Origin of the sequence: Brevundimonas sp. (assembly GCF_030704825.1) — a bacterium.
GTDB lineage: Bacteria > Pseudomonadota > Alphaproteobacteria > Caulobacterales > Caulobacteraceae > Brevundimonas.
In genome coordinates, this window is sequence record NZ_JAUYNX010000014.1 from 143,397 (window position 1) to 155,597 (window position 12,201).

A 12,201-nucleotide genomic window follows, 5' to 3' on the forward strand; every position below is an offset into this window, starting at 1 on the left:
CCGGCGCCCTAGACCTGTAGCAGGGTGGAGGAGGCGGGCATGACCGGGATGACACGCAGGAGTGCGCTGGCGGGAGGCGTCGCGATCGCCTCGGCCGGAGGATTGGCCGGCTGCGGCGGCGGGGGCGGCCGCGACCGGATCGCCGTCAGCTTTCACAACATGGCCGAGCCGTTCTTCGTGGTCATGCGACGTGAACTGATGGCCGAGGCGACGCGGCTGGACGTCGAGGTCACGGTGCTGGACGGTCAGGCCAACTCCGCCAAACAGTCGGCGGACATCGAGGCGGCCCTGGTGCAGGGGGTGAAGGGCGTCATCCTGGCGCCCACGGACGTCAACGCCCTGGCGCCGGCGGTGAATTCCATCCTCGAGGAGGGACTGCCGGTCATCACTGTCGACCGGCGCATCGAGGGCGCAACCGCGCCGGTGGCTCACGTGGGAGCCGACAATGTGGCCGGCGGGCGGATGATGGTCGAGTGGATCACCCGGACCTTCCCCGGGGGCGCCCGCATCGTTCTGCTGACCGGGCAACCCGGCAGCAGTTCGGCTATCGACCGCACCCGGGGGGTCAAGGCGGCGCTGGCGGCGGCCGGACGGCGCTACAACCTCGTCGCCGAACAGTCGGCCAACTGGTCGCGGGACCAGGGCCTGACGGTGACCCAGAACATCCTGACCTCCCTCAGCTCGGGTCGCCCCGACGTGATCCTGGCCGAGAACGACGACATGGCGTTCGGGGCCATCGAGGCGTTGCGGACGGCGGGGCTCGACGGGGTGTCCGTCCTCGGCTTCGACGCCACGCCGGAGGCGCTTCGGCTGATCCGTTCCGGCTCGATGGCGGTGACCATAGAACAGAGCCCCAGCCGGCAGATAAGGACCGCGTTGCAACAGGTCGTCGGCGCGATCCGGAGCGGGTCACCCCTCACGTCGGTCAGCATCGCGCCGGTCGTCATCACGCGCGCCACCCTCGCCAAAGCCGAGCGCCTCGACGAGGTGGCATGACTCCCGGCTTCCTCCAGGTCCGCGGGGTTTCGAAACGGTTTCCGGGCGTGCTGGCGCTCGGCGACGTCCGTCTCGATGTCGCGCACGGCGAGGTGCACGCCCTGCTGGGCGAGAACGGCGCCGGCAAGTCCACCCTGCTGCGCATCCTGTCGGGCGCGCTTCGGCCGGACGCCGGCCGGATCGTGCTGGGTGGCGTGGAACTGGACCCGGCCGACACCCCCGCTCGACGGCAGGCGGCGGGCGTCGTCACCGTCTACCAGGAGTTCAACCTGATCCCCGGCCTGACGGTGGCCGAGAACCTGTACCTCGGCCGCGAACCGAGGCGGGGCCCGTTCGTCGACTGGAAGCGGCTGAACGCCGACGCCGCAGCGGTGCTGGGGCGGCTGGGGCTTGATCTGCCGCCGACAGCGATCACCGGCGGCCTCAGCGTCGCGCTTCAGCAGATGGTAGAGATCGCGCGGGCCCTGACCCTCGAGGCGCGGCTGATCATTATGGATGAGCCGACGGCGGCGCTCAGCGGCCGGGAGGTCGAACAGCTTCACCGGACGGTCCGGGCCCTCAAGGCTGACGGCGTCAGCATCATCTATGTCACCCACCGGCTGGCGGAGGTCCTGTCGGTCTGCGACCGGTACACTGTCTTCCGCGACGGCCGCTTTGTCTGCGAGGGCGCGGTTCGGGAGGTCGCCGCGCCTGACCTCGTCGCGGCCATGGTCGGACGGGATGTCCGGCCGGCGACGCGGACCCGAAGCGCCCCGGGTCCCGTGGCTCTTCGGGTCGCGGACGTGTCCCGGCCGCGCGGACGGAGCACGGCCCTGTCCGACCTGGCCCTGCAGGTGAGGGAAGGGGAGGTGCTCGGCCTTGCGGGCCTTGTCGGATCCGGCCGGACCGAACTGGCCCGGGCGATCTTCGGCGCCGACGGCCGTTGCGCGGGCGTGCTGTGGATGGGCGACGGTCCGCGCCGCGGCCTGTTTCGCTCGCCGGCCGAGGCCATGTCGTCCGGACTGACGCTCGCCCCCGAGGACCGGAAGGCCGACGGTTGCTTCATGGATCATTCGGTTCGCTGGAACCTGTCCCTTCCCGGCCTGGGCAAGCTGTCCCGCCTGGGCGTCTTCATCGACGAACGGGCCGAGGCGTCGCTGGTCGACGACTACGTCCGCCGGCTGCGCATCCGGACTCCCACGGACGCGACCACGATCGGCGCCCTGTCCGGCGGCAACCAGCAGAAGGTCCTGCTGGCCCGCTGCATGGCCCTGAGGCCCCGGGTGCTGATCGTCGACGAGCCGACCCGCGGCGTGGACGTGGGCGCCAAGGCCGAGGTTCACCAGATCCTGTTCGACCTCGCCGAAAGCGGCATCGGCGTGGTGGTCATCTCGTCCGACATGCCGGAACTGCTCGAACTCAGCGACCGCATCGTCGTGCTGCACGAGGGCGCGCTAGCGGGCGAACTGGACCGATCCGGGGCGGACGAGGGCCGGCTGATGGCGATGATGATGGGGCCGGCCGCCACCCCCGATGGAATGCGGATGACATGACCGACGCCCGGACCCCCCGTTTCGACTGGCTGCGATTCCTCGAGCGCTACGGCTCGGCCATCGTCCTGGTCGCTCTCGCTCTGTTCTTCGCGGCCCAGAACGAGCGGTTCCTGTCGGCGAGAAACATCTCGAACATCCTCACGGAGGTCTCGATCTACGGGGTCATAGCCGTCGGCATGACTTTCGTGATCCTGACCCGGGGGGTCGATCTGGCCGTCGGATCGCTGGTCGGGTTCAGCGGCATCGTGGCCGCCGTCGCCTCGACCTCCTTCGCCGCGCCGGATTCGGCGGGCTGGCTGATCGCGCTGGTCGTCGCCCTGGCCACCGGCGCGGCTGTCGGCCTGGTCCACGGCAAGGCGGTCACCTGGCTGGCCGTGCCGCCGTTCATCGTCACCTTGGGCGGACTGACCGTCTGGCGCGGGGCGACCCTGATGGTCAACGACGGCGCCCCGGTCAGCGGCCTGGACGCGTCGTTCCGTTGGTGGGGATCGGGCCAGGTTCTGGGCGTGCCGGTTCCGGTGCTGGTGTTCGCGGCGGTCGCCCTGGCCGGCTATGTGGTGCTGCGCCACACGCGGTACGGCCGCCACGTCTACGCCGTCGGCGGTAATCCCGAGGCCGCGCGCCTCGCCGGGCTGGACGTGAAGGCGATCCTGTCGAGCGTCTATGTGCTCGTCGGCCTGCTCTCGGGCCTGGCCGGCTTCCTGCTCTCGGCCCGCCTCGGTTCGGCCGAGGCAGTGGCGGGTTCGGGCTACGAACTGCGCGTCATCGCCTCGGTGGTCATCGGCGGCGCCAGCCTGTTCGGCGGACTGGGCGGCATAGGCGGCACGGTCGTCGGGGCCCTGCTCATCGGAGTGCTGACCAACGGTCTCGTGGTGATGAACGTGTCAGCCTATCTGCAGCAGGTGGTGATCGGCGTCATCATCGTCGCCGCCGTCGCCTTCGACACCTACGCCAAGTCTCGCCGTGGCGTAGTGGGATCATGACAGAACCTTGGACATGATCGGAGAATCCGGAGCGAGCGGCCTTCTTGTGACGGTATTTCCGTTGCTCGGCATCATCGAATATCCAAAAGAGTGGTCGCGAAATTCGGACTGCTCCCGCGGTTATTCGGTCGTCAATAGGTCGCAAGAGGCACCGTCATCACTCGGAATTTACTTCGGTCTATTTGTCCTGAGTTTTCAATATCGTCCCGATTCCGTCGGTAGGCGGGTCGGTGTTAATGCTGGAAGGCAAGAAAAGTCATTTGGTGACAATATCTTATGCTGATTGATCCAATCGAGTGGGAGTAGGGCTCGGGCATGCGGGTGCGGCCTCTGGCGAGGGGATTTCGTGAATGACTGAGAGACTTTAGCTGCCGGGTTCGGACAGTGCGATCCTGTAGCCTTACGGGAGTAAATCTACGGGTGCAGGCAGTCGCGGGTGTTGCGGTGCGACCCGTTCGAGAAGTCGCGTTCTGACTCCACGCGGACTATGAAAGCGCCCGCTTCACGGCCTGCGGTTGATCGCGAAGTACGGCGGCACCAAGCCCAGCTACCCGACTACCTTGGCCATTCTTGATGACAACGGGCAGCGGGAGGTTGGCCTCCGATCCGCGGGGCCGTCTGAGGCAGACGACGGCGGGCGCGACCACGGCGCAGATCCTCTACGACGGCGGCGGTCGGTCAGGGGCGCGCCCTCGTACCAGACCCGCGGCTCGTCCGGCCCGGAGTCGCGGGCGTAGCGGGCCTCGAGTACGCCCGCCCGTCGGCGACCAGCCGGTCGCCGGCTGCACCCGGACGCGGGCGGTCCTGGAGGCAATCCCGCATGGGTCGGCCGGCAAGAGAAAGAGGCGGGTTTCGGGGCTGCCCGGCCTGCAGGCCCATCCGGATCAGGGCGGACAGGTTGGCGGCCTCCATCTTCTCCATCACCTTCGACCGGAAAATCTCCACCGTCCGGGGACTGATCCTGAGGTCGTTGGCGATGTGCTTGTTAGAACACCCCTCGATCAGCGCCTGGAACACCTCGGACTCCCGCGGCGTCAGGCGTGCCAGCCGTTGCGCCGTGACCTCGGTCGCCTTGCGATGCAGCAACTCGTCGTCGAGATGGGCGAGGCTCCCGCGCACGACCTCGATCAGACGGTTCGGCTCGAACGGCTTTTCGATATAGTCAACCACGCCGGCCTTCATCATCTGCACCGCCAGCGGCACCTCGGCGTGGCCGGTGATGACCACTACCGGCCAAGAGTGGCCCTTCAGCGCTTTCAGCCGTCGGACCACCTCGGCGCCGTCCATCCCCGGCATCCGCACATCGGTGACGACGCAGGCCGAGGGCACGTCGGGAAAGTTATCGAAGAACTGGGGCCCGCTCGCGAACGCTCGGGTCCGGATGCCGTCGGCCCGGAGAAGGCAGAGCAGGGAGTCGCGAACGGCGTCGTCGTCGTCGATCACGAATACGGAATGGTCGGTCATGCGTCCTCCAGCGCCTGTTCGCGCATCAGGCTGAATGAAAAGGCGGCTCCGCCCAGGTCGCTGCGCTCCACCCCGAGCGCGCCGCCATGGCTTTCGACGATCGTGCGTGTGACCGACAGTCCCAGCCCCATCCCGCCGGTCTTGGTTGTCATCATGGGCCGGAAGATCGTTTCCAGCTCCTCGGGCGGAATGCCCGATCCGTTGTCTTCGACCCGAACCTCGTACTGATCGTCGGAGAGGGGCCGCCCCACGATCATGATCCGCGGGTTCGGCCGCCCGACCAGGGCGTCCGCGGCGTTCCGCACCAGATTGACCATCGCCTGCTGGAACTGGATCCGCTCGGCCCTGACCCGGTCGGCCCGGTCGTCCACCCGGACATCGATCCGCACATCCTCGCTCCGCTCGATCATGGCGAACACCCCTTTGAGGTCGACGACCATGGAGGAGACTCGCTCGCCGGCCAGACCGCGGCTCTCGTGCGCCAGCAGCTCGCGCATATGGCGGATGATCCCGCCGGCCCGCAGCAGCTGACTCTTGGCCAGGCCGATGGTGCGGCTGGCGTTCTCTCCCATGGGCCCGGCCCCTCTCAAATCGATCTGACCGGCCTCGAGATAGGTGGCGGCTGCCGTCAGGGGCTGGTTGAGCTCGTGGGCCAGCGAGGCAGCCATCTCTCCGAGGGAGTTGAGACGCCAGACCCGGCTGAGCTGTAGATGCAGCGTCCGGGCGCGCTCGTCCGCCAGATGGGCCTGGGTCAGGTCCGCCAGGCAGAGCACGGCATGGCTGTGGGGGTAGCTTGTCGGCATGAAGCCCAGCTGGATGCCGAGAGGAAAGGTCTCGCTCCCGCGGCGGCAGGTCCAGACCCGGTCCGTCTCGCCCGCCAGGGCCTCTTCGCCGGTGTGGAAGTCGCCGATGTCGAACTCGTCCACGAAGGAGCTGATAGCCCGGCCGATCGCGTCGTCCTCAGCGACGTCGAGGAGGGCGCAGGCGAACGGGGAGATGAACCGGATATGGCCGGCGCGATCCAGCACCACGACCGGCGCCGACGCGAGGATGGTCTCCAGCATTTCCTCGCGATGGGCGAGGTTTTGGGACAACTCGCCCGTCCGCTGGCGATAGGCCCGGAGGCTCCAGCACAGTTCGGCCGTCAGCCAGGTGACCAGGGCGAAGAGCCCCGCGTTGACGACCGCGTCGAGATGGCTTTCCCGCGCCACCAGGAGCGAATTGGCCCCGATGGACAGGGCGATGGCCAAGGCCGTCGCCTTGCGTCCGGCCACGGCCGCGGTGGCGACTACGGCGGGCACCATGGGCAGGTAGTAGAACTGACCGACGGTCTCCAGCCCGGCCCGAAGCAGCACGGCGACCGACACGGCGAGGACGGCGACCGCATATCCCGCCCACGGCCGGGCCTGAATTGCCTGGAATGCCGATACACCGGCGAGCCGCACGGAAGGGAAAAACACTGAACTGGCGCTGCTAAAGGCACGCGACCGCGTGCGACTGGAGCAGGGGATCGGAAATTGCTTAACCAATCATGGTTAACCGGCGCTCCCTTGAACCGCAGCGGCGATCTGCGCGCCCAGGACGCACCGCGACCGCCGGCCGGGGACGGCCCTCGCGCCGTCCGATCTAGGTACTCATACCTATTCACCGGTTCAGGAAATATATTCCGCGGGCGGTCAAATCTGGGGGAACACAGCCAGAAAGGCCGATGAGTTCCATGACTGTTCCCGCCACCCGCTCCGACCGTCGCCTCCGCCGAACCCCGATCGCCCTCGGCCTGTTCGCGGCCTGCTTCGTTCCCACGATGGCCAACGCCCAGTCGTTCGAGGGCCAGGTCGGGGTCGCCACGGAATATGTCGGCAAGGGCCTCGGCAAGAGCGACGGAAGCCCCAGCATCTTCGGATCGGTCGAGGTGGAGGGCGGCGACTTCTACGCCAGCGCCTTCGCGTCCAGTGCGGACCTCAGCTCCGGGGCCCATGCCGAGGTCATCGTCGCCGCCGGCTACCGGCCGGAGTTCGCCGGGTTCAAATTCGACGTCTCGGTGATGAACCGGGACCTGCCAGGCGCCTACCCCGGCTACGACGGCAACTACTGGGAGTATCAGGCGGACGCCTCACGTCAGCTGGGGCCCGTCAGCACCCGTCTGCGGGTCAACTATACGCCGGACGGCGCCGGCGGCACGCAGGAAGCCTGGTGGGTCGAGCTGCAGGGTGGCGTCGCCATCGACGGCAAGACAAAGGCGACGGTCGCCGTGGCCGACCGCTCGGCGGACGGCGGCGCCGAATACGTCGCCTGGAACGCCGGTGTGAAGCGCAAGCTGACGGACCGGATCGCCCTCGACGTGCGCTGGTACGACACCGACAGCCACAGCTTCGGTGAAGCCTACGAGGGCCGCCTCGTCGGTTCGCTCGCCCTTTCGTTCTGATCCCGATTTCGCTGCGTTCGCCACCTGGCAACCGAAGGAACCCCCCCCGTGTCTCTCACCAATCTCCCTGTCAGCCGCAAGCTCGCCATCGCCTTCTCGGCGGTGCTGCTCGCGATCGTCGCCATGGGCGCGGTCATTTTCTTCAACCTTCAGGCTATGGAGCGCGCAGGCGTCATCCGCACCGAAGCCAACGAGGCGGTGCGCGACACCGCCCTCGCCGAACTGAAGCTGGGACGGCAGGAGAACAGCTTCCGCGGCTATCTCATCTCCGGGGACCGTTACTACCTGGAGCGCCTCGACAGCCACCGGGCCGACTTCAAGAAAGCGCTGACCGACCTGAGAAACGTCCCTCACATGGACATGGACGCCGAGGTCGAGGCGATGGAATCCGCCGCCGACGAATGGTTCGAGAAGATCGTCGTCGTCGGCAGCGGCCTCGCCGCCAATCCGGCCACCCGCTCGCAGGCGCTCGCCATGGTCGGTCGCCGGGGCGTGGCGGATGAGTATATCGGCAAGGTCGAAGAGGCGATGGAAAAGGCCAACGCGGTCAACGCCGAACACCTCGACGCCGCCACGAAGGCCCAGGCGGACGCCGCCCGGACGGCCCTGATCGCCCTGGTCGTCGGTCTGATCGCCGCCGCCATGATCGCGCTCGCCGCGGGCTGGGTGCTGACCGGGGCCATTGTGCAGCCCATTCACAATCTGATCGGCTACATGCAGCGTCTGATCCAGGGCGACACTTCGATCGTGGTTCCCTGCGCCCTGCGCAAGGACGAGTTCGGCAAGGTCGGCATCGCCATTCTCGCCTTCCGCGACGCCGCGCTCGACAAGCTGCGCGTGGAAGCCGAGGCCGTCGCCCATCGCGGGGCGGCCGAGACAGAGCGAGCCCGCAACCAGGAAGCCGCAGACGTCGCCGCCCGGCAACAGGCCGTCGTGGTCGAGGCGCTCGGCGAAGGTCTGGATCACCTGATGCGTGGCGACCTGACCTTCAGCCTCCACCAGGAATTCCCAGCCGACTACGCCAAGCTGCGCGCCGACTTCAACGCCGCCATCAGCCAGCTGAAAGACGCCATGTCGGTGGTGGCCGGCAACGTCTCGGCCATCCGCTCCGGCGCCGGCGAGATCGCCCAGGCCTCCGACGACCTGTCGCGCCGCACCGAACAGCAGGCCGCCAGCCTGGAGGAAACCGCCGCCGCCCTGGACGAGATCACCGCCACAGTGAACCGCACCGCCGCCGGCGCCCGCCAGGCATCCGAGACAGTCCAGGCCGCCAAGGGCGACGCCGAGACAAGCGGCAACGTCGTCCGCGACGCGGTCGGAGCCATGGGCGCGATCGAGAAATCCTCGCAGGAGATCAGCCAGATCATCGGCGTCATCGACGAGATCGCCTTCCAGACCAATCTGCTGGCCCTCAACGCCGGGGTCGAGGCGGCCCGGGCCGGGGACGCCGGTCGCGGCTTCGCCGTGGTCGCCTCCGAGGTGCGGGCCCTGGCCCAGCGCTCGGCCGAGGCGGCCAAGGAGATCAAGGTGCTGATCTCGGCCTCGAGCAGCCAGGTCAATACCGGCGTTAGCCTGGTAGGCCAGACGGGCGAGGCCCTGCAGCGCATCGTCAGCCGGGTCGCCGAGATCGACGGCCTGGTGTCCGAGATCGCCGCGTCGGCCCAGGAACAGGCCACCGGCCTCCAGCAAGTCAACACCGCCGTCAACCAGATGGACCAGGTCACCCAGCAAAATGCTGCCATGGTCGAACAGTCCACCGCGGCCAGCCATTCGCTGTCGCAGGAGGCCGAGACCTTGGCCGGATCGGTGTCACGCTTCCAGCTCGGCGCCGTCGCCGCTGTCGCTCCGGTACGTCCAGCCCCGCGCCCGGTCCATCGCACCGTCACCGCCATGAAGACGGTTGGTCGCGGCGGCGCGGCCCGCAAGCCCTCCCCGGTCGCCGCCGAAGACGGCTGGGAAGAGTTCTGATGGGGCCCGTTCTCGCCCTGCCGGCCGTCCTGGACATCCAGGCGGCCGAGGCGCTGCGGGTCCAGCTTCTGGACGCCCGCGGCGGTTCGCTGGCCCTCGACGGCTCGTCCGTCGAGCGACTGGGGGGACTGTGCCTTCAGGTCCTCCTGTCGGCCCGGCAGACCTGGGCGGCGGACGGCCACAGCCTTGTGGTGAGTCCGGTCTCCGGGGCCTTCACCGATCAATGGAATGCGTTCGGGGCGCCCGCCTGGGCCGCCGGACAACCGGGAGATCCTGCGTGATCAAGACAGTCCTGACCATCGACGACTCCCGGACCATGCGGGACATGCTGATGCTGGCCCTGGTGGAGGCCGGCTACCGGGTGATCCAGGCCGTCGACGGCATCGACGGACTGGAAACTCTCTCGGCCGAGGGCGCTGATGTCGTCATCACTGATATCAACATGCCGCGCATGGATGGCTTCGGCTTCATCGAGGGCATGCGCGCCGACCCCAATCACCGGGCCACCCCGGTGCTCGTCCTGACGACCGAGAGCGACGCGGCCAAGAAGCAGCGCGCCCGCGACGCCGGCGCGACCGGCTGGATCGTCAAGCCGTTCGATCCGGTCAAACTGGTCGAAGCCGTCCGACGCGTGGCGGCCTGACCATGACCGTCGATCCGTTCGAAGCGATCAAGGTCACCTTCTTCCAGGAGTGCGACGAACTGCTGGGCGATCTCGAAACCGGCCTGCTGGCCATCGAGGCAGGCTCCGCCGACGACGAGACCGTCAACGCCGTGTTCCGCGCCGTTCACTCGGTCAAGGGCGGGGCAGGGGCCTTCGGTCTCGACGACCTGGTGCGCTTCGCCCATGTGTTCGAGACCCTGCTCGACGAGATCCGCTCAGGCCGCAGGCCGTGCGACGACCCGACCGTCAAGACACTGCTGCGCGCCGCCGACCTGCTGGCGGACCATATCGCCGCCGCCCGCGGCCAGGCCCCCGCCGTCGACGAAGCCCGGTCCGCCGGCCTCGTCGCCGAGCTTGAACTGCTCACCCACGGCGAGAGCGGGGCCGCCGGGGCCGCCCCTGCCGCTGATTCCGCGCACGCCGTCGGGACCGCAGAGCCGGACGCCTTCGGCTTCCGCCCGGTCGCCTTCGACCTCTCCGCGCTGGACGGACCCGCCCCGGCGGCCGCACCCGCCGAAACGGTCTGGCGCGTGGTCTTCCGCCCCCAGGGACGGATGTACGCCCACGCCAACGAGACCGGCCTGTTGCTGCGCGAACTGGCGCGGCTGGGGTCCGTCAGCGTCGCCCTCGACGCCTCAGGCCTCCCCGATCTGGCCGACCTCGTCGCTGAAGAAGGCTATCTGACCTGGACCGTCGACATCGAAGCAGAGGCCGGAGAAGCGGCGATCCGCGAGGTGTTCGATTTCGTCGAAAGCGATTGCGACCTCGCCGTCACGCCGACCGCGAACGTTGCGGTCAGCGATCCTGCTCCGCCCCCTGCGGACGACTTCGACCTCGCCGCCCTGCTGGCCCGGGTGCAGACCCCGGAAGCCTCCGACCCGGTCCCCACGCCCGCCGCGCCGGCCGCCCCCGCGCCGTCCCCGGCTCCCGCACCCGCAGCGCCAGCCGCCGCTAACCAGTCGGCCCCCGCGATCACCATCCGGGTCGATCTGGACCGTGTCGACCGGCTCATCAATGTGGTGGGCGAACTGGTCATCCAGCAGGCCATGCTGGCGCAACGGGTGGTCGAGAGTGGTCTGGCGAGGTCTTCAGGCGTCTCCGTCGGCCTCGAGGATCTCGAGCTGCTGACGCGTGAGATCCAGGACAGCGTCATGGCCATCCGCGCCCAGCCGGTGAAGTCCGTCTTCCAGCGGATGCCGCGCCTCGTTCGCGAGGTCGCCGAGATGACCGGCAAGCGCGTACGGCTGGTGACCGAGGGCGAGGCGACGGAGGTCGACAAGACCGTCGTCGAACGCCTGGCCGAGCCGATCACCCACATGCTGCGCAACGCCATCGATCACGGGCTCGAAGGCCCGGACGACCGCCTCGCCGCCGGCAAGCCGGTGGAGGGCACGGTCAGGATGGTGGCGCTGCATCGGTCCGGCCGCATCGTCATCGAGATCAGCGACGATGGCCGTGGCATCAACCGCGAACGCGTGCGCGGCATCGCTGTGTCGCGCGGCCTGATCACCGACGAGGCGGCCCTGACCGACGAGGAGATCGACAACCTGATCTTCCTGCCCGGCTTCTCGACCGCCGAGACCGTTTCGGACGTCTCGGGGCGCGGCGTGGGCATGGACGTGGTGCGCCGGTCGATCCAGGCCCTGGGCGGCCGGATCACGATCGCCTCGACGCCCGGCAAGGGCTCGACCTTCACCCTCAGCCTGCCGCTGACCCTGGCCGTGCTGGACGGAATGGTGGTCAGCGCCGCCGGGCAGACCCTGGTCGCGCCGCTGACAGCGATAGTGGAAAGCCTGACCCCCCGCCCCCAGGACATCCACCATGTGGGCGGGCACGACGCCGTGATCCGCTTCCGTGAGGAGTTCGTCCCTCTCATCGACGTGGCCATGGTGATGGGCTTCCGGACCGAACCCGTGGTCGCCGCAACCGGCGTGGCCGTGGTCATCGAGACCGAGGCCGGCTTCCGCGCCGCCCTGCTGGTGGACGCCATTCAGGGACAGCGCCAGGTCGTCATCAAGAGCCTGGAAACCAACTACCAGCAGGTCGAGGGCGTCGCCGCCGCCACCATCCTGGGCGATGGCCGGGTCGCCCTGATCCTCGATGTCGACGCCATCGTGGCCAACGCCCGCCGGCGCTCGGCGCGTCCTGAACTCAAACTCGCGAGCTGAT

At 68.6% G+C, this 12,201-nt stretch carries 10 protein-coding genes; 8 read left to right on the forward strand and 2 right to left on the reverse strand.

Annotation, left to right across the window (positions count from 1 at the left end; all coding sequences use genetic code 11):
- Window positions 1–39: 39 nt before the first annotated feature.
- Genes Q8Q71_RS06270 through Q8Q71_RS06280 form a run of 3 tightly spaced genes read left to right on the forward strand, consistent with a single transcriptional unit; the run spans window position 40 to window position 3,511 of the window.
- Window positions 40–996: a substrate-binding domain-containing protein gene (locus tag Q8Q71_RS06270; protein WP_305758771.1), complete on the forward strand. Its 957-nt coding sequence runs from the start codon at window positions 40–42 to the stop codon at window positions 994–996.
- Window positions 993–2,528 (forward strand): sugar ABC transporter ATP-binding protein, encoded by a 1,536-nt coding sequence (locus Q8Q71_RS06275; protein ID WP_305758772.1) that lies wholly within the window; start codon window positions 993–995, stop codon window positions 2,526–2,528. Before Q8Q71_RS06270 ends, Q8Q71_RS06275 begins: the two co-directional genes overlap by 4 nt.
- Window positions 2,525–3,511, forward strand: a complete 987-nt coding sequence (locus tag Q8Q71_RS06280) for an ABC transporter permease (RefSeq protein WP_305758773.1) — start codon at window positions 2,525–2,527, stop codon at window positions 3,509–3,511. Before Q8Q71_RS06275 ends, Q8Q71_RS06280 begins: the two co-directional genes overlap by 4 nt.
- 678 nt (window positions 3,512–4,189) lie before the next feature.
- On the opposite strand, the gene Q8Q71_RS06285 is transcribed toward Q8Q71_RS06280, so the two are convergent.
- Together Q8Q71_RS06285 and Q8Q71_RS06290 are read right to left on the reverse strand one after the other, a co-directional pair.
- Window positions 4,190–4,975, reverse strand: a complete 786-nt coding sequence (locus Q8Q71_RS06285; protein WP_305758774.1) for a response regulator transcription factor — start codon at window positions 4,973–4,975, stop codon at window positions 4,190–4,192.
- Complete coding sequence (locus Q8Q71_RS06290) at window positions 4,972–6,342, reverse strand: sensor histidine kinase (RefSeq protein ID WP_305758775.1); 1,371 nt, start codon at window positions 6,340–6,342, stop codon at window positions 4,972–4,974. The genes Q8Q71_RS06285 and Q8Q71_RS06290 overlap by 4 nt, the downstream gene beginning before the upstream one ends.
- 350 nt (window positions 6,343–6,692) lie before the next feature.
- Between Q8Q71_RS06290 and Q8Q71_RS06295 the strand changes: the two genes are divergently transcribed.
- From Q8Q71_RS06295 to Q8Q71_RS06315, 5 genes are read left to right on the forward strand one after another with little or no spacing between them, the layout of a single operon-like run.
- Window positions 6,693–7,400 carry a TorF family putative porin gene (locus Q8Q71_RS06295; RefSeq protein WP_305758776.1) on the forward strand — a complete coding sequence of 236 codons (708 nt, stop codon included), beginning with the start codon at window positions 6,693–6,695 and terminating at the stop codon, window positions 7,398–7,400.
- A gap of 48 nt (window positions 7,401–7,448) precedes the next feature.
- Complete coding sequence (locus Q8Q71_RS06300; protein WP_305758777.1) at window positions 7,449–9,368, forward strand: methyl-accepting chemotaxis protein; 1,920 nt, start codon at window positions 7,449–7,451, stop codon at window positions 9,366–9,368.
- Window positions 9,368–9,649 (forward strand): STAS domain-containing protein, encoded by a 282-nt coding sequence (locus Q8Q71_RS06305; protein ID WP_305758778.1) that lies wholly within the window; start codon window positions 9,368–9,370, stop codon window positions 9,647–9,649. The genes Q8Q71_RS06300 and Q8Q71_RS06305 overlap by 1 nt, the downstream gene beginning before the upstream one ends.
- A complete protein-coding gene (locus Q8Q71_RS06310; RefSeq protein ID WP_305758779.1) occupies window positions 9,646–10,011 on the forward strand; it encodes a response regulator in 366 nt (121 codons plus the stop codon). Before Q8Q71_RS06305 ends, Q8Q71_RS06310 begins: the two co-directional genes overlap by 4 nt.
- A 2-nt stretch (window positions 10,012–10,013) precedes the next feature.
- Window positions 10,014–12,200 carry a chemotaxis protein CheA gene (locus Q8Q71_RS06315; RefSeq protein WP_305758780.1) on the forward strand — a complete coding sequence of 729 codons (2,187 nt, stop codon included), beginning with the start codon at window positions 10,014–10,016 and terminating at the stop codon, window positions 12,198–12,200.
- Window position 12,201 lies beyond the last annotated feature (1 nt).